The organism is Ruminococcoides sp. (assembly GCF_057037865.1).
The window spans coordinates 1-23312 of record NZ_DBLZMS010000002.1; the positions used below are offsets into that span (position 1 = coordinate 1).

20 protein-coding genes and 1 pseudogene are annotated in these 23312 nt (G+C 39.6%); 3 read left to right on the forward strand and 18 right to left on the reverse strand.

From position 1 onward, the window contains the following. Nucleotides 1-217: 217 nt before the first annotated feature. Nucleotides 218-489, reverse strand: a pseudogene (locus AC2HW8_RS01720) (DUF6061 family protein). A 616-nt stretch (nucleotides 490-1105) separates the two neighbouring features. Then, nucleotides 1106-1585, reverse strand: coding sequence for a hypothetical protein (locus AC2HW8_RS01725; RefSeq protein WP_484327073.1), 480 nt, complete (start codon nucleotides 1583-1585; stop codon nucleotides 1106-1108). 577 nt (nucleotides 1586-2162) lie between these two features. Here AC2HW8_RS01725 and AC2HW8_RS01730 point away from each other — a divergent pair. Both AC2HW8_RS01730 and AC2HW8_RS01735 read left to right on the forward strand, forming a co-directional pair. Then, a complete protein-coding gene (locus AC2HW8_RS01730; RefSeq protein ID WP_484327074.1) occupies nucleotides 2163-3329 on the forward strand; it encodes an AAA family ATPase in 1167 nt (388 codons plus the stop codon). A gap of 9 nt (nucleotides 3330-3338) precedes the next feature. Further along, complete coding sequence (locus tag AC2HW8_RS01735; protein WP_302770584.1) at nucleotides 3339-3863, forward strand: hypothetical protein; 525 nt, start codon at nucleotides 3339-3341, stop codon at nucleotides 3861-3863. Between the two features lie 636 nt (nucleotides 3864-4499). Here AC2HW8_RS01735 and AC2HW8_RS01740 read toward each other — a convergent pair. From AC2HW8_RS01740 to ade, 7 genes are all read right to left on the reverse strand, one after another. Further along, nucleotides 4500-4895: a hypothetical protein gene (locus tag AC2HW8_RS01740; RefSeq protein WP_482617627.1), complete on the reverse strand. Its 396-nt coding sequence runs from the start codon at nucleotides 4893-4895 to the stop codon at nucleotides 4500-4502. A 171-nt stretch (nucleotides 4896-5066) separates the two neighbouring features. Further along, a complete protein-coding gene (locus AC2HW8_RS01745) occupies nucleotides 5067-6062 on the reverse strand; it encodes a leucine-rich repeat protein (RefSeq protein ID WP_484327075.1) in 996 nt (331 codons plus the stop codon). Next, nucleotides 6052-6675: an ABC transporter ATP-binding protein gene (locus tag AC2HW8_RS01750; RefSeq protein WP_117521492.1), complete on the reverse strand. Its 624-nt coding sequence runs from the start codon at nucleotides 6673-6675 to the stop codon at nucleotides 6052-6054. The genes AC2HW8_RS01745 and AC2HW8_RS01750 overlap by 11 nt, the downstream gene beginning before the upstream one ends. Nucleotides 6676-6684: 9 nt before the next feature. Continuing rightward, on the reverse strand, nucleotides 6685-7377 hold the full coding sequence (locus tag AC2HW8_RS01755) for a DUF2705 family protein (RefSeq protein WP_309372597.1): 693 nt from the start codon (nucleotides 7375-7377) through the stop codon (nucleotides 6685-6687). After that, nucleotides 7364-8119 (reverse strand): WxPxxD family membrane protein, encoded by a 756-nt coding sequence (locus AC2HW8_RS01760; protein ID WP_484327076.1) that lies wholly within the window; start codon nucleotides 8117-8119, stop codon nucleotides 7364-7366. Before AC2HW8_RS01760 ends, AC2HW8_RS01755 begins: the two co-directional genes overlap by 14 nt. Further along, entirely contained in the window at nucleotides 8106-8867 is a 762-nt protein-coding gene (locus AC2HW8_RS01765) for a hypothetical protein (protein ID WP_484327077.1), read from the reverse strand. Before AC2HW8_RS01765 ends, AC2HW8_RS01760 begins: the two co-directional genes overlap by 14 nt. 257 nt (nucleotides 8868-9124) lie before the next feature. Beyond that, entirely contained in the window at nucleotides 9125-10846 is a 1722-nt protein-coding gene (gene ade / locus AC2HW8_RS01770) for an adenine deaminase (RefSeq protein ID WP_484327078.1), read from the reverse strand. Nucleotides 10847-11082: 236 nt separating this feature from the next. On the opposite strand from ade, the gene AC2HW8_RS01775 reads away from it, so the two are divergent. After that, entirely contained in the window at nucleotides 11083-12207 is a 1125-nt protein-coding gene (locus AC2HW8_RS01775; RefSeq protein ID WP_484327079.1) for an iron-containing alcohol dehydrogenase family protein, read from the forward strand. Nucleotides 12208-12504: 297 nt separating this feature from the next. Here AC2HW8_RS01775 and AC2HW8_RS01780 read toward each other — a convergent pair whose 3' ends face one another. The 9 genes from AC2HW8_RS01780 to AC2HW8_RS01820 form a co-directional block, all read right to left on the reverse strand. Further along, complete coding sequence (locus AC2HW8_RS01780) at nucleotides 12505-13875, reverse strand: dicarboxylate/amino acid:cation symporter (RefSeq protein ID WP_021883444.1); 1371 nt, start codon at nucleotides 13873-13875, stop codon at nucleotides 12505-12507. Between the two features lie 403 nt (nucleotides 13876-14278). Beyond that, complete coding sequence (locus AC2HW8_RS01785; protein ID WP_101070490.1) at nucleotides 14279-15031, reverse strand: DeoR/GlpR family DNA-binding transcription regulator; 753 nt, start codon at nucleotides 15029-15031, stop codon at nucleotides 14279-14281. 141 nt (nucleotides 15032-15172) lie between these two features. After that, a complete protein-coding gene (ydjG, locus tag AC2HW8_RS01790) occupies nucleotides 15173-16165 on the reverse strand; it encodes an NADH-dependent methylglyoxal reductase (protein ID WP_021883446.1) in 993 nt (330 codons plus the stop codon). A gap of 91 nt (nucleotides 16166-16256) precedes the next feature. After that, entirely contained in the window at nucleotides 16257-17228 is a 972-nt protein-coding gene (locus AC2HW8_RS01795) for a carbohydrate kinase family protein (protein WP_046431327.1), read from the reverse strand. 1 nt (nucleotide 17229) lies between these two features. After that, on the reverse strand, nucleotides 17230-18069 hold the full coding sequence (locus tag AC2HW8_RS01800; protein ID WP_484327080.1) for a class II fructose-bisphosphate aldolase: 840 nt from the start codon (nucleotides 18067-18069) through the stop codon (nucleotides 17230-17232). 45 nt (nucleotides 18070-18114) lie between these two features. Continuing rightward, the gene (locus AC2HW8_RS01805) at nucleotides 18115-19170 is read right to left on the reverse strand and encodes an NAD(P)-dependent alcohol dehydrogenase (RefSeq protein ID WP_046431330.1); all 1056 of its coding nucleotides are present in this window, start codon (nucleotides 19168-19170) and stop codon (nucleotides 18115-18117) included. Nucleotides 19171-19426: 256 nt separating this feature from the next. Then, nucleotides 19427-20815, reverse strand: coding sequence for an MFS transporter (locus AC2HW8_RS01810; protein WP_046431332.1), 1389 nt, complete (start codon nucleotides 20813-20815; stop codon nucleotides 19427-19429). A gap of 42 nt (nucleotides 20816-20857) precedes the next feature. Beyond that, a complete protein-coding gene (locus AC2HW8_RS01815; protein ID WP_015523246.1) occupies nucleotides 20858-21559 on the reverse strand; it encodes a beta/alpha barrel domain-containing protein in 702 nt (233 codons plus the stop codon). Between the two features lie 33 nt (nucleotides 21560-21592). Further along, nucleotides 21593-22693: a zinc-binding dehydrogenase gene (locus tag AC2HW8_RS01820; protein WP_015523245.1), complete on the reverse strand. Its 1101-nt coding sequence runs from the start codon at nucleotides 22691-22693 to the stop codon at nucleotides 21593-21595. Nucleotides 22694-23312 lie beyond the last annotated feature (619 nt).

A 23312-nucleotide genomic window follows, 5' to 3' on the forward strand; every position in this document is an offset into this window, starting at 1 on the left:
AAAACAGCTCCTTCATTTGCTATTTTCTTGCCATTTATTTTATCATAAAACTGTATACTATGTCTTTGCACTGTTGTATACTATGTTACTACACTGCACAATTAGACCAGCCCTTGATTTCATTATAATGGATAAAAAGATATTGAATATATGCACGGTAAAATGACTATTCTCAATAACGATGTTGAAAAAAGTAACTTTAGTGCTGTTGAAAAAATCACCATAGTTCTAATGAATCTTCTGCATCAACCCATATCTGCATTGTTCCATCAAGATATAATTTTGCATATTCCAGCGGTTTATCAATAGCAAGTGCATTTAATGCACAATCTGATCCGGGTGTTGTTTTTAAATTCTTTTCTGTTTCCCACAGTCAATGCGGAGCATATAGCCAGCACTGGTATATACATCAATGCTGTTTCTGTGTGGATTGTATTCTGCAAATATCGTTCTCATCGTATCAAATCTCCTTATCGTTCTGTCAATCATTTGCAATAAAATTAGAAGCATTTTAATCAGTTCACCATGTCACTTTTATTTTGTGTTATACTGTTTTATAGATTTTTCTTGCCCTTGTATTTGCCCTTACCAGAGTTCGTAAACACTGGTGGGACGATATAACACAAGGGAAACAATAAGGGAAAACTCACCTGTGACAAATCCAGTGTTTTCAAGGGTTTGCGGAGAATTTAATAACAAAATATAACAGTTATTAAATCTCTTAAAACAGGTGAAATCTCAATTTGAATTTTTCACAAGCAACTAAACAGAAAAGTAAAACGATTTTGCTAAAATTTTTTTGCCTTTTATGGAAGAAATTTTCCATAAAAGTATTGATAAAACCCGATTAAAGCTAAGGTGTTTAATTTTAGTGTTCAAACAGTCTTTACGGGGAGCCGAACTGCACTCAAAAAAGCTGAGAAAGTAAAAATCGTCCTCAACTTTTAGTTATTATCAGGGGTACTTTTTTGTGATTTTTAGGTGACTTTTAAATATTATGCATTGGCAGTTTTCTACTAAAGTTCATTTAAAAAGTGCGGATATCTAAAAAAGCCAACCTATGAAAGGTCGGCTTTTTGTAAATAATTTAGCATCACAAATATAATCATTCATCTTCCGCAAGTTCTCGGCGGATTTCGCTTCCTAAGAAGCCGTAGTCGGGGGCGCATCCATCTGTATATGATTGTCGGCAATCTTCACCTTCATAGCCTTGTGCGTCAATATCAGACACATTAATTACGAAGCCGTTTTCATCGAATGTGATCCACAGGCTGTAGTTAATTATTTCTTCATCGTAATCCTGAAATTCAAAATAATGACTTCCGGAATTTTCGCCTGAATATCTCTTGCACTGAACATCGCTTAGACATTTTGCGAATCTCGTTGCCTCGCCGGGATCATCAAAAGTGAAATCCTCGTATAAATCATCCTCTATATGCCATTTGCATGCCTCTCTGAATTCCTGAAGATGTTCTTCGTATTCTTCTTCGGTGGCATCAGGATCATCCTCAAAAAAGTACTTGCGATCCTCTTCAAGTGCCTTTTCATATGCCTCATCGCTGTCATAATCACCACGCCACGGCATACATCACAAGCAAATTGTGTCACATAGTTCTCATAATGCTTTTGTGCAAGCTTTTCAAGCTCCTCACCGACTTCACCGCTATGGACAGGAATACCGTTTTCTATGTTTTCCTGAATTTTCTCGTAAAGTTCATCGGTAATCTCCAAATCAGCTGAAACATAATCGACTAATTCATACCTCTGAACCTGATAATACACACACCATTTTTTCATAAATTTTCCTCATGACATTTTGATATTTTGATAAAATTTTATTTTTGCCCGATGTTCCCATCTGTCAACTATATTATACCAAAAACCACTGTCCCATTATCTACCCTGTGGTTGATGAATTTTGTTTTTTGTAGCTAAATTAAAATAACAGGACGGTTTCATTGAACATTTCCGCCTTTTTGGGCTATAATTTTCAATGAAAGTATTGATGACAAACAGCGTTATATAAATTATTCTGTATTTCAAAATCGTTTGTTTTTGCATCTAAAACCGTGATTTCCGTTTTTATCCTTGAATAATTGCATTTATAGTGGTATAATACACTTATAAAAACATATATTGCGTAATTAGTAGGAGTAATTCACATGAAAATTTTAAAAATAGCAGCCAAAGATCTTCCTTTATTTAACGGAATATGCGAAATTGATTTTTTACCTCAACAAAGAGTTAATAGTGAAAATGCAGAAAACATGAGCGAACTATTTTCTACACCATCTAACACTTTTTATAAAAATAATGTTATTTCATTTACCGGAATCAATGCTTCCGGTAAAACTTCTGTGCTAAAATTAATAACTTTTGTTTTTGGTATGTTAAACAATACCCCGATAAACAGTATTACATGTTCAGAAGTTTTAGATGGTATAGCCGATAATAATACAGTTTCTTTCGAAACTTTCTTTTTCTCTGAAACTCAAAACAACAAATCGATAAATCTTCTAAATACTGTTATTGCCAAGGAAGATAATAAGTTAAAAATTGTTTCCGAAACACTGAAATCAAAGGATGTATCCAAAATTAGGACAAAAAAAGCCTTATATGATTTCTCAGATATAGAAACTAATTTTACTCGCGATGTTAATTCTGAATTTCTTTTAGATGATGTTAGTATTATGGTTGCCTTCAATAAAAGAAACAAAGAATCTATTAATTATACAGATATGCTCCGTTATACTAACATTAATGAATTAGATATATCTGAAGACTGTCCTGTTGAATTAATTTCTTTTTTTGATCCGAGCATAGAATATTTAAAAATAAATAAAGAAAAAAATAAATCAAATATTCATTTAAAGTTTAAGTCAAAAAACGAGATGATTTTGAATCAATTTTCTGAATTAAATCGTTATCTCTCTTCCGGTACGATAAAGGGCATCAATACATTTTTATACGCTATTCGCATATTTAATAACGGAGGATATCTAATAATAGATGAATTAGAAAACCACTTTAACAGAGAAATCGTATCAACTTTAATTCGTTTTTATATGGATAAAAAGGTTAACAAAAAAGGCGCTACCCTTATTTTTTCAACCCACTATTCTGAATTGCTTGACGAATTTGAGCGCAACGACAATATATATATTGTCAGAAATCGTCAAGGAATAACTATAGAAAACTTATCGAAAATTTTAAAAAGAAATGATATAAAAAAGAGTGAAGCATATCAAAGCGGTCTTTTGGGAGGTACACTTCCCATGTACGATGCATATATGGATTTGAAAAATGCTATTATCAGCGATAGCATTTAGGAGGAAACGATGGATTTTTCTAAATATATAGCATGTATATGTGAAGGCACTGCAGAACAAGTTATTATCAACATTTTGCTGGATAACAATAAACTTATTTTTGACAGAAAAGATTTACTCGAAGAAGATGTACTTAGAAGTCGTAGTGGTCAAAAATTTGAACAGCAATATCTGAGAAAAGGTTTTGATGACAAAATAACGGTATTAAGAATCCTGGATTCACGAAACGAAAACTTCAAAATCAGCAGAGCCTACCAACATAAGATTGATGTAATAAATATAATTACTGCGCCTGAAATTGAAATGTTAATTATCTGTAACGAAAACAAATATGAGGATTACAAAAAATCTAAAAAGAAACCAAGTAGCTATTGTAAAGAAGATTTATCTTATAAAAATGTGAAAAGTAAAACTTTTATAACGGAATATTTTGAAGATGTTGACTCTTTAATTAATGCAATTAAAGAATATAAACGAGTATCAAATATTCCTAATCATGAATCCTCCCTTTTTGATTTATTAAAAAAAGAATAAACAGAAAAAATAAAGCTGAGGATATGAAAATTGTCCTCAGCTTTTGGTTGTTTTAGGGGTTATTTTTCGATGATTTTTGGGGTTGATTTTGAATATTATGCATTGGCAGTTTTTTGACTGATGAAATCTTGTAAGGGTTTTCTAAAAATTTTTCTAAAAAACTTTCTGAATTTTAGAAAATAAAGAACAATATATTAAATATTGTTTAATGCTGCAAAATCCTGAGATTGCTGGTAGTTACTGCATTTTTTGGACTTTGTGGCATTATGTGATACAAGATAATACCACTTCTGAGCCGCTCCAAAACCGCGTGCCGAGGGTTCAAGTCCTTCTGCCCCTGCCAAGGTATGATGTCTCAAAAATGGCTTAGATAAGCCGTTTTTGAGACTTTTTCTTTTTGCAGAAATTTTCTCTGTCGGCAACTTTTTTCGGATTTTCTAAAAATTGTGATTTTCGACTTGAAAATTAACGGCACAAGATATCAGTAATCATCAGGATTTTCGCACCTTTTTTACCGCAAAATCCGTTCTAAAAATACAGTAAATTTTCCGAAAAATGAAAATTTATTCACGGAATTACAAATCAATTTTCAGCTTTGTATCAAGAGTGCGTGAAATGTTCAGTTTGCTTGTTTTATCAACATGAGCATAAAAGTTCAAGCACTGTTTGCCTGAGTGTGTCAATCTCTTTTATCCTAAAGGCATATTTTGGATGGAGCTTGATAATTTCGCAGGTATCGAGTCCGTTCTCGATTTCTTCAATCAGAGCAGACATATCGGGAGAATTTTCATCAACAGGCTTTGGAACATTACCAATCTCTTCAAAAGTATCAATAAGGTTTGTCTGTTCCTTATCAGAACCCTGCCACTTGCCCTCCTTGCGGAGATAGTCACGATTTTCCATTACACTGCCGTTAGCTTTATCAATATGTGCAACAGGGAATCTGTTCTTCAATGTTGAAAAGCGAATCGGCGATTTTGAGTAAATGAAAATGTGCATATGCTTTGTGCCTGTGGTTGCAATTTCATCCACAAAAAACTGTTTTAACTTGCTATTGCAATTTGCAAATTTATAATTCTTTCAACCTGTTATCAACATTATACCAAAAGCCACTGTACCATTATCTACCCTTTGCTTGCAAAAACAGCCCTGCAAATGGGTACAGGGCTGTAAATTTAAAGATTTATTCATTGCTTATCAGATTTAATCGTCTGTAGCTTTGAAATTTATTTTATTTTCGGTCGCAAAGGTGTGTGCATAGGAATCTGTCGGGGCGTGGATTGTTAGGTCTTTTGAGTCTTTGAAGGCAGATTTTCCTATGTAGGACACATTTTTGGTCAGGTAGATATCCTCAAGGGAGTAGGATTCTTTGAACGCATTATCTGCTATGAATTTTACTGTGTCGGGAACGACTGTTTCCTTTGCACCGCCGTAATTTATTGCGTCATCTGCAATTGAAATCACATCCAAGCCGTCAATATGTGCAGGAATTTCAAGCTTTTCCTCTGATGACATTGTGTTATAGTTAGTTATTACGCACACGGGCTTGCCGTCATCATAGATAACATCATAATTATAATATTCGCCGTAATACGCACCGTTTCTGATTTTTGAATAATCGGTATTTTTAGCCTCCGGATTTTCAGGCTCGGTCGTATAGTTTTTATAATTGATTTTATTTTCAACCGCAAATTTTTCAGCATAAGAACCCTTTTCGGCATATATCGTAAGGTTGTCAATGCCGTCAAAAGCGGTTTTTGCAATCTTATTTACGGAGGGCGCAATATAAATTTCCGTTATATTTTTTGAATCCTTAAATGCGTCATCCTTGATTTCACAAATGCCGTTGGGGATAACAACTTTTTTCAGACAATCAAATTCGCTGAAAGCTTCCTTTTCAATAGCGGTTATTTTTGTATTTTCATCATATGAAGTAGGAATATACGCATCGTCCAAGCCGTAATATCCGCCCTGAAACAAGCCGACAGTGGCATAAAAATTTCCGTTTTCATCGTCTTGAAACTGAATTACAAACTGACCGTCAGCTGAAGCCTTTAGGCGATATTTTTCATCAACAGCCATTTGTTCAAATCTGTTATTTACAATTGTCGCCCTGGCAAGGAAAGACAATCCGAGCAAAGCGGCAACCGAGATGCAAAGAACAATGAAAAATTTATGAATAAACAGTTTACTTTTCATGCAGCTCACCTTCTGTCATTTCCAAAACAACATCACAAACTTCTTCCAAATCCTCTTTGTGATGAGTTGTGATAACTACGAGCGCACCTCTTTCTTTTTCTTCTTTAAGAAGCTTGTAAATCAGCTGTACACCGTCATTATCAAGTGCATTTGTCGGTTCATCAAGCAGGATGATTTTCTGCTTTTCAAACACAGCCTGAGCAATATTCAGCCTCTGTTTCATACCAAGCGAAAACTTTTTCACCTTTAAATCGGACTTTAATCCAACACGCTCAAGCGCTGTTTTAATATCCTCATCGGTGGCGGTTTTCTTGATTTTGCCGAGGATTTTCAGATTGTCAAAAGCATTGTACTGGGGCAACAGGTTCATATTTTCAATCACGATGCCTATGCTCGGAGGGAACGACATATCCTTGTGCAAAACCTTTCCGTCAATCACAACAGAGCCGCTGTCGGGAACAAGCAAGCCTGCAATTGCTCTCAAAAGCATAGTTTTGCCCGAACCGTTGTGTCCGTAAAGTCCGTAGATTTTGCCGTACTCAAAATTGTAACTTACATTATTTAAAATTGGTCTTGATTTGATACTTTTACAATAATTTTTTATTTCTACCATAATATCACCTCAAAAAATATCGGTTTTCTTAAATCTCAAATTCAGAATGAAAATGCACAAAGCATTTAACGCAACTATGAATAACAGGTATCCGTAGTAAATGCTCTCGCCCGACACAGCACCGTTCTGCATTCCGAACATCAAACTCGGGAAGAGAATCATTTTCCAAATCGGTGCGTCAACAAAATTCTGAACCAAATAGTACGCAATAAAGCAATAGATGAAAATTCCTATGTTCACAACGTGTGCAGGAATACTGATTTCAAGCAAAGACTGAATAACTATCAGCGAAAAAATTGTCAGAAAGTACATAATCAAAGATTTAAGAGTTCCGCTTTCAACGGGAGTCATACTTTCTCTTGCAACAAAAAAGATTATGAACTGGAACAAAACAATGCAAATCAATGCTATAAAATTGTTAAGACAACGCTTTAAAATCAGCACTGTTTTTGAATAATTGCGTACAATCAACATCTTGCCGTAGCCTTGTTTAAGGTTCTCAATTGAGCCGCTTGTAAAGAAGAGAATAAAACATAGGGGCAACAAAAGCAGCATAAATTTTGTAATTTCAAAGCCGTAATTGTTTGGGGCTAAACCAATCATAAAGGCATTTTGAAAGTTCCCCTGAAATACACAACTGAACAATTGAGCAAGGCACGCAACAATTAGTATTATCGACAAAACAAGCTTACTTTTTAACATTACTCAAAACATCCTTTTTCTGATACAAAAAGTAGGAAGAGAAGATAAGCAAAAACATCATAAGCAATGCTCTTAATATAATGCCCCACATATCCGACAGAACCATTTCACCGTTCATAAGTCTTGACACCACTATGGCATCTCTGAACGGAAGCCACACCCTGCTTATCATAAAAGCTACATCTGCAAAAAACTCTGTAAAAATCAGAGATATGGTGATAATTGGAGCAACTTTCGGAGAAATGATTATTCCGAATGAGAGCATAACGAGTCCTGCTCTGAAATAAAACAAAAACAAAGTCAAAAGTTCAAGTGCCGAATATTGCAAAAAATTCGATTCTAAAATCAGGTTAATGTCAAAGCAGATGAGTGCCGCAACTACGCTGACTGCTTCTATAAAAAACGAAAACAGAAAAGCAAATACCGCACAATCAGCAATTCTTCCTGTCACAAAAGAGGCTCTCGATTTCAGTCTTACAATGTAGCTTACATTCTCATCGGTAAATATGTAAAACAAAAGCAGAACAAACACTACTATGAAAATGCAAACAACATTACCTGATGCAGTAAAATCTCCGTTACCTGCAACTCTGTAAAAAACACCTTTTGGGCTTAACTTCTCAGCATAATCCGAATTAAAATAATTATAAAATCGTAAATATGTGTATGTGCATAGCAGAGTAAAAAACACTGCACAAAGCGGAAGTATGATTGCATACTTTTTTAATTTACACCTGATCATACTTAGTCACCTTAAAGAACGAAAACAGAACAGCAATCACATTTATGGCTAACACTAAAATAACTCCGGGGAAATATTTTGACAGGGGATATTCGGTAAATGGTTGAAAAGCACCTCTGACCGACGATTCCATAATACACGGTATATACCACAATATGAAATCTAACGGATAAAGGATAAATCTGTTAGGAAACGCCATTGCAAGTGCCGTTGCACCGCTTCCCAAAAAAGCACCAACAAATGAAAATAGGAAAATACAAAGCAGATTATAAAACATCGGGTGACTGAACTGCTCAGCCATACTTGGTATTACCTTTATAGATTCCGGATCCATAAATAAATATGTACCTCCTGCAAAAACGATATGCACCATAAGAAGATTAAGCAAAAGAGGGATTACAAGTATCAAAAATGAAACAGTAAAACTTTTAAGCATATTTAATGCAAAATACTTATTCTTGCCTCTTTTGGTGACAAGAATATTTTTGTATCCTATTCTGTAATCTTCAATGCAATCGTCCGCAACAATAATTGCCAAGAACAACGGTAAATACCCTTTCAACACGCCTTGAAGTCCTGTCGTCATAAAAGACCCCAAGAAAGCAGCCAATGCCGGAAAAGGAACAGCCGCTCCTTTGCTCACATCTATAAGAGCCTTCAATACATCTAAAATCGGAGCTACAAAAATAAAAAGTATAACTCCTAATTTAAGTTTGTTATTAAATATTCGGGTAATGTAATATGACATATTTTTCACCTCAATTTTTACTAAACACATTTTTTGATTTGAACAATTACAATGAATATGCCGATTTTTTAATTTATTTGCTATTTGTTTTAATCAACCGATTCCTTTTATATTCAAATTATACAAATGCAAAGTGACTGTAAAATGACTATAGCCCTTTTACAAAATAAAACAGGAAAACAAAGTGACAAATACGCATTTTGTTTTCCTGTTTAAATTATTTGATATTTTATTGTATTGTTAAAAGTTTCCGCACATCAGAGCATTTTCCAATTTTCCGCATCAAACACACCTTTGGTGGTTATTCTCAAGCTTGGGATAACGGGCAGACTTAGAAACGAGAGAGTCATAAACGGATCAATGCTTTTATCCGCACCGAGTTCATATGCAGATGACTTTGCATTTTCAAGCTTTTCGTTTACGGTTGTCAGCGGTTCATCGGACATCAAGCCTGCAATCGGGAGTTCAAGCAGAGCCTTAATTTTGCCGTTTTCAACAACTGCGATACCGCCCTTGCTGTCCTTGATTGCGTTCACGGCAACGGCAATATCATCATCATTACAGCCGACTGTGATAATGTTGTGCGAATCGTGGGCAACCGAGGTTGCGACTGCACCCGATTTCAGCGAATAGCCTTTAACATAGCCGACACCGATATGATTTGTGCCTTTGTGACGCTCAATGCAAGCAATTTTCAAAATATCGTTTTCCACATCAATTTTATCTGCTGTGCCGAGATTGCGTGTGAGCAATTCACCGCCGACAAGACCGATAAGCCCGAGTTTTCCGTCAACCTTGAAACTGCTCGGCGTTACGCTGTCAAGGTGGAAAGTGTCAAAGCATTTTTCGGCAAGCTTTTCATCTACTGTGGGAGCAGAAAAGTCCTTAACTTCGCCGTCAAAAACAAGCTTGCCACACTTGAAAACAGTTTCAACATTGAAATCTTCAAGATTATCGACAACAACAATATCGGCAAGATAACCCGAAGCAATCGCACCTTTGTTATTGAGCAAAAAGTATCTTGCGGCATGGTGGGTTGCTGTTTTGAGAGCAACAATCGGATCTGCACCGTTTTTCAGCGCCTGTTTTACGATGTAGTCAATATGACCGCCGTAGAGCAAATCGTTTGGATGCTTATCATCTGTTGCAAACATACACCTTGAGTAATACTGCTGAGTCAAAAGCGGCATAAGCGCCTTGAGATTATGAGCGGCAGTACCCTCTCGTATCATAATAAACTGACCTTTTCTCAGCTTTTCAAGGGCATTTTCAAAGGTGGAACACTCATGGTCGGAATAGACTCCTGCGGCAATGTATGCGTTGAGGTCATTGCCCGAAAGCTCAGGAGCGTGACCGTCAATTTTCTTGTGATGAGCCTGCGAGGTAACAATTTTTGAAAGCACATTTTTATCGCCGTTGATAACACCGACATAGTTCATCATCTCTGCAAGTCCGAGTACCTTTTTATTATCCAAGTACAAGTCAATATCCTTGCAGTCAAGCTCCGCACCGCTCTCGTCAATTTCTGTGGCAGGCACACATGACGGCATCATAAAATGAACATCAATCGGCAAATTTTGTGATGCCTGAATCATATATTCAACTCCGTCAATGCCCATTACATTTGTGATTTCGTGAGGGTCGGTTATGACTGTGGTTGTACCGTGGGCAACAACTGCCTTTGCAAATTCAGCAGGAGTCACCATTGAACTTTCAAGGTGAATATGTGCGTCGATAAAGCCCGGGAGAACGAGTTTTCCGCTGACATCAATCTCTGTTTTACCGTCATATTTTCCGACACCGGCAATCAGTCCGTTTGCAACGGCTATGTCACCGCACAAAAATTCATTAGAAAACACGTTAAGATACTTTGCGTTTTTCAAAACGAGGTCTGCCTTTTCTCTGCCTGCCGCAACTGCAATTATTCTCTGCTTTGCTGCAAGCTGTCTGTCTGTTTTCTGTCCGTATATTTCCTGCATAAAAGCACCGCCCTTCTTATATATATTTACAAGATTATAGCACTTTGCAAAAGCCATTTCCATAAGTATTTTTCACGAATATTCTTCGCAATTTTTTGCTAAATTGCATAAGATGTGTGCATATTTTCATCTGTCAGGCAATAATAATTTTAACAATTTATTGTGATAATGTATTGAAATGCACAGACTGCGGTGATATAATTTATTTATAAGTATTATTTTCGGAGGGATAAATTATGTCACACACATACAGCGAATTTTTACCGAGTTACAGCGTGGGAGTTGATTGCTACAAGGCAATTCCCGAAATTGTGAAGCCGTACGGCAAAAAGGCGGTTGCAGTCGGCGGTAAAACAGCTATGGAAAAATCAAAAAAGGCTTTGCTTGAAGGCATCAAAGCCTCTGACATTGAAATCATTGATTTTGTATGGTACGGCGGTGACTCCAGCTATGAAAATGTTGAAAAAATAAAGAACAATCCGTCTGTGCAAAAGGCTGATATGGTGTTCGGTATCGGAGGCGGACGAGCTGTTGACACGGCAAAAACCTATTGTGCTTTATATAACAAACCGTTGTTCACATTCCCGACAATTGCATCAAACTGTGCGTCATGCACCTCGCTTTCGGTAATGTACAATCCCGACGGTACTTTCAAGGAATATTCGTACCACAAAGCCCCTGCAATTCACACATTCATCAACACAAAAATTATTGCCGAATCACCCGAAAAGCTCATGTGGGCAGGAATCGGTGACGCACTTTCAAAGGAATATGAAGTAATTTTTGCGTGTCGTGAAAAGAATATGATTCACACACCGTTGCTTGGCAAGGCAATTGCCTCCGCAAGTACCGAACCGCTCATAAGCTTTGGCAAAAAAGCTCTTGAGGACTGCAAAAACAATGTGCCGACAGAGGCAATTGAGCAGGTTGCGCTTGACATTATTATCACGGCGGGACTTGTTTCAAATTTTACCGTACACGAAAACAATCCTAATCCCGAGGAGGATTATTACTACAATTCATCGCTCGCACATTGTGTTTATTACGGTGCGTCACTCTTTCCGCAATGTGAACGGCAGCATCTGCACGGCGAAATTGTTTCATTCGGTGTGCTGTGTCTGCTGACATATGACGGACAATTTGAGGAGCGAAACAGAATTTTTGAATTTAACCACAGTATCGGACTACCTTGCACTCTCGGCGAAATTGCACTTACTCCGGATGATGTGCCTGCAATTGCGCACAAAGCCGCAAGCGTTGTTGAGTGGAAGTATGTCCCGGGTAATCCGACCGAGGACGCATTCATCAATGCAATTCTTGCAACCGATAAAGCCGGCAAGGAATTTTTAGCTGATAAATAATGAAGTTTAATTGTAACTGACTGCTACATCATTTAGGTAAATGTATCCCATTTATACAGTTTATTTTCATCATAAATTTTCTGCAATTACTTAGCGGGCGGATGATATCCGCCCATACGGAATTGTGCGAACGGTTGCAATGTTAGGCTCGGGCATAATATGTCATTTTTTATACCATACTATCTTCACGAACTGGGAACGGTGGTTCACCGTAAAACTAAGCCGCCCTCGGCAGTGCATGCGCTGTCGAGGGCGGTTTGGTTTTACAAGGGGTTTCCGGAAGTTATCTTACTGAAATCAGTTGTTTTTAGGGGTTTTGCTGTTATAGATTTCTTTGTTAAGGCAATGTTCTTTTGCACAAACTATAACATTGGTAGCGGCGTCACCGATAACATTAAGTGTGATAACAGCCATACCAGGGAGGTAGTTCATGGCAAGGATGAGTGAGTAGCCAATCATACAAAGATCTGAGTTCAAGCCAAGTCCCATCATTACAACATAAACCATTGTTGTGCCTGCAACAGGGATTGCCGGAGTACCGACTGCCGTGCAGATTGAGAGGAATGCTGTAAGACAAAGGGTTGCAGGAGTAATGTTGACGCCTGCGGCTGTGGCGATGAATGTAATGGCGATCATATGCATTGCGGTTGTACCGTTCATATTGATTGTCATACCTGTTGGAAGAACAAAGCTGCTGATTTCTTCGGAACAGCCGAGTTCGTTAATACAGGTTTCCTTATTAAGCGGAAGCGTTGCGGCAGACGAGTTTGTTGCTGCTGCAAACATACCGATTTTTGCCGCCTTTTTAAGGAAGATAAACGGATTAAGTCCTGTTGTAATGAAAATGCCGATTGGGTAAATTGTGCAAACAAGAACGAGGCTTACAACAATTGTTACAACAATCCACATCATTGTCGGTGAAATGTACTCAATTCCGTAAACGGCGAGTGCTCTTACGATCATACAGAAAATTGCGATAGGAGCAATCTTGTTGATAAGGAAGTTGAGGAACATCTGAACGATATCGTTGATGTTTTCAAAAACTTTCTTGAGCGGATCTGCTTTTTCGCCCATCTTTGTCATACAAAGACCAAAGATAATTGCGATAACAACAACGCAAAGAATTGTGTTGTTAGATGACATTGCGTTAATCATATTGCTCGGAACAGCGTTTACAATTGTAACGAGCGGGTTGTAACCCTCCATTGTAACGATGTCCTGAGCCTGTTGTGCCGGAAGATTGACTGTGAACCAACCAAGACTCTTTGCAAGATAAGCTGCTGCGCCTGCAAGAGCTGCTGCTACGATATAGAAGCAAAGGTAGGACACAAATGTTTTACCTGCGATTCGACCGAGCTTTTTTGGGTTTGCAAGGCTGCAAAGTGCAAGTGTCAGCGAACAAAGGACGAGAGGAACAATCATCATCTGAAGTCCCTTCATAAACAGCTGACCTACGATGTAGAACAAGCCGAGTCCTTCGATATCTTTTGTTGCGGTGATATCCTGGAATAAAATTGCCTCAACAACTTTCCAGGCTCCTTCGCCGTCTGTTCCCATTACCGCACTTTTAATCAGCAGACATATAAAGCCGACTACAAAACCTGCGACAACGGCAATCATCATTTTCTTGACAATTGAAGCTTTCTTCTTCTCCTTTTGTTTTGTCATTTTTACATCTCCTTATCTGTGAATTTGGGTAACCCCTTTATTGCGGAACTGCCGAATAAACTGTATCAAGGAATATTTGCACATCCTATCCTCATATTTAATCGGTGTGTCCTTAATGTGACGGGAACCGTCTCCGATTGGTCTCCCGTCTGCAAAAATAACCGTAATTAATAGAATTTCCATAGTGATATATAAAATAATTACTATGTTTAAAATTCAACTCAGATTTAACAACACTATCCAATAATAACAAAAATATTTTCGATGCGTTCTCAAAACTGTTAAATCTGCTAAAGTTTTGACAGCGCAAAAGCTCCTGCTGTTTTTGATTAAAAAGAACAGGAGCTTTAATGGGTAAAATTATAAAAAGCACTGACTCAAACTATGTACCGGACAAGGTAAATCAGTACATGAGTTTTATTTTCATCTGCTCACAAAACTCAAGCCATTCCTGTGACGGCTTTTCGTCGGTAATCAGATAATCGATCCTATCCCAATCCAAAAAATTGACAAACGCAGTATGGTTGAATTTTGAATGGTCTGCAAGTAATACCACACATTCGGCACGGCTTGCCATCTCAGACTTCAAATCAGCCTCACCTTCGGAAGAATCAGTTATGCCTCTTTCCATATCAAGCCCTTTGCATCCGAGGAGAACAAGGTCAACATTGTACTTTTTCATAGCCTCTTTTGCAGGTTTTCCGTAGAAAGAACGGGTTTTTTCATCATAAAGTCCGCCGGTTGAAACCAGCTTCATTTTACAAGTGTCGAGTTCCTGAAAAATCTGTGCAGAAAATGTAATTGCGGTAAGATTTTCATTGTCCTTAAAAAGCTTAACAGCCTCAAGAACAGTTGTGCTGTTATCAATCATCATCGTGTTCACACCGATAAATTTATCAACAAGCAGCTTAGCAATTTTCTTTTTGCCCTCAAGGTTAATTCCCTTGCGTTTAAAGAAATGCACTCTGTCATTCTGAGAAGTTGTATTAAGAACAGCTCCGCCGAAAGTTCTGGTAATGATACCGTCATTCTTCAGCTTTTCAAGATCACGCCTGATAGTTTCTTCGGTTACATTATATATTCTGCTTAAATCCGAGACGAAAACCTCGCCTTCGGTTTCAACCTTTTGTCTGATTTCGTCAATTCTCTTTGCCATAAACATTTCCCTCAACTTTTATTACATACTAACATAATTATCAACAAAAGTAAAGGGAATTCGACTGTTTTTACAATAATTTTAACAATCGGGAGCGGATTTCTTCACCCTATACACAAAGGTGTATTAAGCAACCCTTAATTATTTGTCGATAGCCTCAACCATATCACGCATCATTGCAACATCAGCGGAATCAAGTTCAAGTTCGGCTGACTTAACATTCTCGGCAATCTGATCTACAGTAGTAGAACCGCTGAGAAGGTTGATAAAGTCACCCTGAGCAAGAATCCATGCAAGAGCAAGGTTAGCAATTGTACAGTTATATTTTTTACAAAGAGGCTTCCACTGATCCATAACATCCATAGCCTTCTGCATATTTTCGGGCTGGAACCATTTCTTTGGAATCTGTGCGCCTACAGGCTTGTAATCTCTTGGGAATGTACCCGAGAGAAGTCCCATTTCGAGCGGTGAGTAAGCCTGAATTGTAACACCGTTTTCACGACAGCAAGGAATGATTTCATCCTCAATGCCACGGTCAAGAATTGAATACTTAGCCTGAACGATATCAAGCTCGCCCCACTTGAGGTACTCCTGAATCTGCTTGATATCTACATTTGCAGCACCGATAGCCTTGATTTTGCCCTGAGCCTTGAGATCGTTGAGAACCTCCATAGTCTTCTGAATCGGAACATAATACTCGCTACCCTCAATTGACTGCCAGTGTGTCATATATACATCAACATAGTCTGTGCCCATTCTCTTGAGTGATTCTTCAATTTCTCTCTTGATTGAAGCACTGTTGAGGTTCTTATAAAGCTGAATGCCGTTTACCTTGTTGAAAAGGTCGCCCTTCATCTCCTGATCCCATGTAACACCGCACTTTGTAATGATTACAACATCTTCACGGTTCATGCTCTCAAGAGCCTTGCCGAGGATTTTCTCGCTGTTGCCAAAGTTGTAACCGGGAGCTGTGTCGATAAGGTTTACACCGAGCTTTGGAGCTTCACGGATTGTATCTACAACAACCTGAAGGTCGTGGTCGCCGCCCCATGCCGAGCCGCCGCCGATTGACCAGGTGCCGAGTCCCATTCTTGAAATATCAATGCCTGTTTTGCCAAGCTTCATCGTCTTCATTTTGCATCTGCCCTTTCTTTAATAATATATTGGTGGGGGGTTGCCCTGCATTCTTACGAACACAGGGCGTAATGTCACAGATTTATTACTATTACAGGATATAATCTTTTTTATACTTTTCAAGCATTTCTTCAACCATTTCTTTGTTCCGAACGCCTGTTGTTGCACCGACATACTGAACCGAAATAGCCGCTGTGCAGTTAGCATAGATACCGCAGTCACGGATATCCTTGCCCTGAAGAAGTGCCGAAATAAAGCCTGATGCAAAGTTGTCGCCTGCACCGATTGTGTCGATTGCGGTTACACCCTTGCAGGCAGGAACAATCATTGCTCCTGCGGCATTGCGGATGTAACATCCACGCTTGCCTATCTTCATGATTACATTCTTAACGCCGCATTCAAAGAGCTTGTCCGCAACCTTTGATTCTTCGGTTTCGCCTGTCATAAGGCAAGCCTCGTCAAAGTTCGGGAAGAAGTAATCCACATAGCTTAATGCTTCTCTGATATCGTCAAGCGTTTCACCGAGTCTTGGCTTTATCATATCGGCGGTAATTGTCATACCTGCCGCCTTTGCCTCTTTAAAAATCTTTACAAGCGTCTTGCCGTCAAGAAGAGGACAGTTAAAGATACTTGCGAGGGAAAGGATTTTTGCCTGCTTCATTTTTTCAAAGTCAACATGCTCAATGTTTTCTTTCCACAAGCTGCCATTGCGGTTTGTAACAAAGGTTCTTTCACCGTCATCGGTTACAAGACCAATGTTCATTGAGGTGTCGATTGTCGGATCAATCTTGATGCCTTCAACATCTATGTTGTCCTTCTCGCAGGAGCGAAGGATAAACTGACCTGCAGCGTCATCACCGATACAAGCGATAATGCCTGTTTTAAAGCCTAAACGGCTGATGATTGTTGCCTCGTTCATTGCGTCACCGCCGACAGACATTGCAATTCTGTCAACCGGATATGACTCGATATCAAAAATATCTCTTGATACCGGACGAAGTGGAATGTCAACTACCGCTGCGCCAAGACAGATAACATCAAGTTTTTTCTCTGTATTACTCATATTACTCATCTGCTCTGCCGTCATCGCCAAAGAGTTTAATCTTGTACATTGCACGCTCTTTAACAGCCTTTCTTACTTCACGCTCAACAGCAAGGAATGGCTCGTCCTTGTGAGCATTAATAGCTTCCATAGCAGCCTGGCAAAGCTCTGTGTGAATGTTGATTTTAGCGATACCGAGTGAGATGGCCTTTTTAATGTCCTCGTCACCGATACCCGATGCACCGTGGAGTACGAGCGGAACATCTACTTCTTTGGCAACTTCCTCGAGTACATCGAAAGCAAGCTTTGGCTCTGAAGAATATACGCCGTGAACATTACCGATTGCAACTGCAAGTGAGTCACAGCCTGTTCTCTCAACAAATTCCTTAGCCTTTGAAGGATCTGTGTACTGGTATTCTGAAAGTGCCTCTTCATATACTGTTTCGTTACCTACATGACCAAGCTCAGCCTCAACAGGAATGTTGTAAGCGTGGAAGTAGTCAACGCATCTCTTGATTTCAGCAACATTTTCTTCATAAGGAAGAGCTGATGCGTCACGCATTACCGAATTCATGCAGTGATTAACAGCGTTCTGAAGAATTGTCATGTTTCTGCCGTGATCCCAATGCTCAATTACAGGAACAGTAGCCTTCTTTGCCATTGAATCCATCATGTAGCAGAAGTCTTCAAAAGAAGTGTTGCCTGTGAAACCTGTACCGAATGAAATAATGATTGGAGCACGGAGCTCTTCGGCTGCGTCAATAACACCCATGAGCATTTCTGCATTCCATACATTGAAGTGAGGAATAGCGTAGTGTCCCTCTGTTGCCTTCTTTTCCCAATATCTGATATCTGATAACATTTTAATCACCTTTCCTTATGAAAATTTTTAATAAATCTGTGTATATCAGTCGGCTACCTTGATAACGCCCTTAACCATATTGGCTTTCTTTTCGGGGTCGATAGCGTCCATAAATGCCTGCTGAACATCTTTGTAATCATAGATGTTTGTAACCATATCCTTAACATTGAACTTACCGCTTGCGATTGCCTCGATTGTCTGCGGGAAGTTGTTGCAGTAACGGAATGATGTCTGAATCATAACCTCACGGTTAATCTTGAGGAAGTCAATCGGAACAGGCTTTGACTGTGTGCCGACCATCATAATCTTACCGCCTCTTGCAACGATCTGAACAGCCTGCTGAGCTGTGAATACAGAACCCGCTGCCTCGAATACGAGTTCACAACCGTGATCGCCGAAATATTCGGGTGAACGGAGAAGTGCAACCGTATCCTGCTCCTTGCCGTTGATAACTCTGCTTGCACCAAGCTTTAATGCAAGGTCAAGACGATTCTGCATAATATCAACAACGGTGATGTCTGTTGCACCGAGGCTCTTACAAGCCTGAAGTACCATAAGACCGATTGTACCGCCGCCGAGGATAACAATGCTCTTACCAAGCTGTGCGCCGCCGAGGATTGCTGCGTGCATACCGACTGCTGCCGGCTCAACGAGAGCTGCTTCCATTGTTGTCATACCCTCGGGAATGTGGTATGTCCACTCCTCCGGATGTGTCATATACTGTGTGAGTGCGCCCTTGTAGTTAGGCTGTGTAGCCATAAAGTCAACATCAGGGCAGATGTTGTATCTGCCTGTACGGCAGTATTCGCATTTGTCATCCGGAACACCGGGTTCGATGAGAACCTTGTCGCCTGCTTTGAATCTTGTAACCTTTGAGCCAACCTTTACAACCTCGCCTGCAACCTCATGACCAAGACCGATTTTCTGGTTAGGATCCTTAGGTGGGATGAAAGGACCGAATTCAAAGCCGTGGATATCGGAACCGCACATTCCGACATATTCAACCTTCATAAGAATCTCGTGATCCTTTGGCTCGGGAACGGGACATTCCTGAATTTCAAACTGCTTTGGAGTAACTAAGATAGCTTCTGAATTTTTCATAATAATCTCCTGCACTTTCCTTATAATAATTATTTAAGCATTTGCACCCGATGTGCTTTCTGCGTATATTCAAATTTATTTGCCTGTGATTAAAAAATTGATGGTTTAGCTGTTAAAAATTTAAAGATAAGTTTTGAATGTTTTAAAATTGCTGTATTTCGTTTTCCATTACTAATGATTTTAGTTTGCGGTGCCAGATGCACTCAGGCACCGCATCTAAAATTTTTGGTTGTATGTATTAGAGGGTTTTGCAGAATTACTCTACATCACCGATGTTCTCAACGGATTCGCCTCTGGTTTCAACACCGAGGAAGATAACTGCAACAGCGATGATTGCTGCAACAATTGCGATAAGAATGAATACACCGCCTGAGCCCATGCTGCTTGCAGCAACATTTGTAACGAGGAATGGGAAGAAGATGTTACTTACACGACCCATTGCGTTACTGAAGCCCGAACCTGAAAGTTTTGCCGATGTAGGCCACATCTCAGGAACATAAACTGCTGATGCGTAGCAAACATACATATAGATGATTGTGTTAAGAAGGAATGTCATAACAATGAGTCCTGTCATTCCGAGTGTCGGAGCAAGAAGACCTGTTGCAACACCAAGACCTGCCATGCCTGCAAGGAGGATAACGCCCATTACACGGCGAGGAATCTTATCCATAATAAGAGATGCGATAAAGATACCAAACGGAGCACCGAAGAGTCCGAACATTGTCATAAACTGTGACTTTGATGTATCATAGCCAAGACCTGAAAGCATTGACGGCATCCAGTTCATAAGTGTGTACTGGATTGTGTTCATACCGATGAGTACGAGAGAACCAACGATAGTTCTTCTGAGGAGTTTGCCTTTGAAGAGAGCTGTGAATGGGAGCTTCTTAACAGGCTTTGGATTTGTAACTTCAACGGGTGGGAGTGGTTTGCCTGTTGATTTTTCAATTTCTTTCTCAATGCTTGTCATAATTTTATCAGCTTCATCAAGTCTGCCCTGTGATTCGAGCCATCTCGGTGATTCAGGGAACTTAACATAGATGAAGATACAAGCGATGATTGAAAGGATTGAAGGAATCATAAACTGGATTCTCCAGTTCATATTCATGCTTACGCCTGTTGAAACGATAAGAAGAGCAATACCGTTGCAGATTGGGTGAGCCCAGTTGCCGATGAATGATGTACGGCTTGACCATGTACCACGGTTCTTACCGGGAACATACTCTGTGAAGCCTGCGAAAAGAACTACAAGGAGAGCGCCGAGTGCAAGACCCTGGAGGAGTCTGAACACATAAAGAACTGCGATGTTCGGTGAAAGAGCGCCGCCGATCATAGCGATGATATGGATAATTTCGTAAAGAAGGATACTCTTTTTACGGCCGATTTTATCGCCGATAGGACCGCCGATGAGTGCGCCGAAGAGCTGTCCTGCTGTGTAAGTTGTACCCCACATTGCGAGAAGTGTTGAACCGGGTTCGAGCCAATGAAGTTCGTTCAAAAGAATGTTCTGAACGGAACCGCCGATACCGTTTGACCAGCATACCAAGAGTGCAAAAGCTGTAACCAGCCAGATCTTAACATGCCATTTTGATTGAGGCAAGCGGTCAAGTCTTGCGCCAATGTTGACAGAAGTTTTGTTAGCCATTTTTCTTCTCCTTTTAATTTCCTCTTTGACTTTTTATTTAAATCAGATTTTTCTCTCAGCACCGTCAAGCTCTCGCTCAAGCTCACTTTCCATTATGTCCCAAGCCTTATTGAAATCCGTGTCCTTGTTCCATAATGCCGGAGGTCCCAGAATTACGAGATCTGCACCTGCCTCGTAAAGCGGACGGTAAAGACTGCTGTTCATTGAACCGTCGGCTTCAATTAAGAAGTTAAGACCTCTTTCCTTTCTGATCTTAGCGAGTTGGTTGATTTTTACGAACATTTGCGGATCAACCGGCTGACCTGCGATGCCCGGATCAACAATCATGATTGTAACCTTATCAAGCAACGGGAGGTAATATTCAATAGTAGAAAGCGGAACCGAGGGACTTAATGCAACGCCTGCCTTACATCCAAGCTCTTTGATCTTGTGAATCGTTACAAATGCGTCACCTTCGATGCAGTCTGTGTGAGGTGTTATGTAAGCAGCTCCTGCCTTTGCAAAGGTTTCAAGATACTGCTGAGGATGTTTTACCATAAGGTGAGCATCCATTGGTTTGAGATTCTCAACATGCTTGTTAAGGTAGTCGAGATAATCAGGACCGATTCCGTAACTCGGAACATAAACACCGTCTTTAATGTCCATGTGGAGGTAATCTGATTTTTCGTTAATCAGCTTAACCTGTTCTTCAACATGGAACAAATCACAGCAACCCACTGACGGGGCAATCATAAGCTTTCTCATTAGAAAATCCTCCCTGATGCATATTTTCTTTAATTAATCTTCGTAATCGTAGTGGAAGATAACCTTGATAGCCTCTTTCTTAGCCATCTTGTCGAAACCTTCCTGCCACTGTGAAAGACCGAGGCGATGAGTAATCATCGGCTGAACCTTAATCTGACCTGACTGGAGAAGTCTGATGCAATTTCTCCATGATGTTGAGTCATAAGCCATGTGACCGATAATGCTCTTGTTCCAAGCTGTAATGTCGTTGATTGAGAATTCAAGAGGTTTGAAGCCCATACCTACACGAACGATTTCAGCGTTTGGTCTTGTCATTTCGATTGCCTGCTTGAGAGCTATGTTAGCACCTGAACATTCAATTACGAGTCCGAGGTTATCTCTGCCGCAGATTTCTGTACATCTTGCAACTACATCTTCCTTAGAACCGTTTACACAGTGTGTAGCGCCAAGCTCTTTTGCAACGCCGAATCTTACTTTTACATCATCGTCAAGACCAACCATTACGATGTTTACGGCACCCATAAGCTTTGCAACCTGTACCGAGAAGAGTCCGAGAGGACCTGTACCGAATACTACAACATCCTGTCCGGGGATAAGATGTGACTGCTGAGCAACTGCCTTGTATGCGTTACAGATAGGATCGAGTACACAAGCTTCTTCGTACTTGATGCCCTCAGGAATTTCCCAGATTGCGTGTTTGTGAATTGCGAGGATTTCGCCCGGTACTTTACAATACTTTGAGAAGCCGCCGCCCCATGTGTTGTTGTCAAGTCCAAGGTTTACTTTATGTTCGCAACAGAGGAAGTCGCCCTGCTCACAAGCCGGACATACGCCGCAAACATGTGCGCTGTTGTCTGAAACAACTCTCTGACCGATATGCCAGTCTTTTACATTTTCGCCGACCTTAACGATTTCGCCTGCGAACTCGTGACCACGAACCGACTGCTGCTGATCGGGAGTGATGTTTGTGTCATCGTAACCGTTGTCAACACCCCAGTGTTTCATGTCGGCACCGCAGATAGCGGCTGCCTTGATTTCAAGAATAATGTCGTCCGGACCGCATTCGGGAACGGGGTAGTTTTCCATCATTTTATATCCGCCGAAAGCTGTACCAAATCTTTTTAAAGCATGCATAATATTTTCTCCTTTTCTTTATTAAATAAGATTTAATGTTTCCGATTCGTTTGTTTGATTTCCGTTTTCCGAATCGGTTATTTCCTTTGACACCTATATAATACAACACAAAAATGTGGATTTCAAGCATTATTTTCTGTTTTTCGCAGATTTGTAGCAATGCCTAAAAAACAACACCGTTCTTTGTGCAATTAGCACATATACATATTTTTATTTCACATATCTGTTATTTTTATCAAGATTGAACAGTTGAATAGCAATAATCAGCCCATATTCCGACCTATAACCGCTAAACGGGCGTGCTTCTGTACAAATTTTGCTACATATCGTACGAAACGGATAATTTGGATTTCGGAAGAAATGTTCTTTATTTCACAGATTTTACTTTTAAAGCGGACAATTCTGCGTTTTGACTTTTCCTGACCGTTTCGGATGTTATTTTTGTTCATGGAGCAAACCATAGTTACGGATATTTTGTAGCGGCGAACCGTGTTCGCCATTTGTTTTGGTTGTAAAACCAAAACAATTGGGAAACAATGCGTTGCATTTTGCAAACTGTCTTCCCGACTATAATTTTCCATTTTCAATTTTCAACTTTCAATTTAAAAAGCTTACTCTC

Bases quoted from the DNA above. Each gene is read 5' to 3' on its own strand.
- AC2HW8_RS01820 (WP_015523245.1), bottom strand. From the start codon at position 22,693: ATGCATGCTTTAAAAAGATTTGGTACAGCTTTCGGCGGATATAAAATG.
- AC2HW8_RS01765 (WP_484327077.1), bottom strand. From the start codon at position 8,867: ATGTCATATTACATTACCCGAATATTTAATAACAAACTTAAATTAGGA.
- AC2HW8_RS01745 (WP_484327075.1), bottom strand. From the start codon at position 6,062: ATGAAAAGTAAACTGTTTATTCATAAATTTTTCATTGTTCTTTGCATC.
- AC2HW8_RS01810 (WP_046431332.1), bottom strand. From the start codon at position 20,815: ATGGCTAACAAAACTTCTGTCAACATTGGCGCAAGACTTGACCGCTTG.
- AC2HW8_RS01725 (WP_484327073.1), bottom strand. From the start codon at position 1,585: ATGCCGTGGCGTGGTGATTATGACAGCGATGAGGCATATGAAAAGGCA.
- ydjG (WP_021883446.1), bottom strand. From the start codon at position 16,165: ATGAAGACGATGAAGCTTGGCAAAACAGGCATTGATATTTCAAGAATG.
- AC2HW8_RS01755 (WP_309372597.1), bottom strand. From the start codon at position 7,377: ATGTTAAAAAGTAAGCTTGTTTTGTCGATAATACTAATTGTTGCGTGC.
- AC2HW8_RS01760 (WP_484327076.1), bottom strand. From the start codon at position 8,119: ATGATCAGGTGTAAATTAAAAAAGTATGCAATCATACTTCCGCTTTGT.
- AC2HW8_RS01785 (WP_101070490.1), bottom strand. From the start codon at position 15,031: ATGGCAAAGAGAATTGACGAAATCAGACAAAAGGTTGAAACCGAAGGC.
- AC2HW8_RS01815 (WP_015523246.1), bottom strand. From the start codon at position 21,559: ATGAGAAAGCTTATGATTGCCCCGTCAGTGGGTTGCTGTGATTTGTTC.
- AC2HW8_RS01735 (WP_302770584.1), top strand. From the start codon at position 3,339: ATGGATTTTTCTAAATATATAGCATGTATATGTGAAGGCACTGCAGAA.
- AC2HW8_RS01730 (WP_484327074.1), top strand. From the start codon at position 2,163: ATGAAAATTTTAAAAATAGCAGCCAAAGATCTTCCTTTATTTAACGGA.
- ade (WP_484327078.1), bottom strand. From the start codon at position 10,846: ATGCAGGAAATATACGGACAGAAAACAGACAGACAGCTTGCAGCAAAG.
- AC2HW8_RS01805 (WP_046431330.1), bottom strand. From the start codon at position 19,170: ATGAAAAATTCAGAAGCTATCTTAGTTACTCCAAAGCAGTTTGAAATT.
- AC2HW8_RS01780 (WP_021883444.1), bottom strand. From the start codon at position 13,875: ATGACAAAACAAAAGGAGAAGAAGAAAGCTTCAATTGTCAAGAAAATG.
- AC2HW8_RS01795 (WP_046431327.1), bottom strand. From the start codon at position 17,228: ATGAGTAATACAGAGAAAAAACTTGATGTTATCTGTCTTGGCGCAGCG.
- AC2HW8_RS01800 (WP_484327080.1), bottom strand. From the start codon at position 18,069: ATGTTATCAGATATCAGATATTGGGAAAAGAAGGCAACAGAGGGACAC.
- AC2HW8_RS01750 (WP_117521492.1), bottom strand. From the start codon at position 6,675: ATGGTAGAAATAAAAAATTATTGTAAAAGTATCAAATCAAGACCAATT.
- AC2HW8_RS01775 (WP_484327079.1), top strand. From the start codon at position 11,083: ATGTCACACACATACAGCGAATTTTTACCGAGTTACAGCGTGGGAGTT.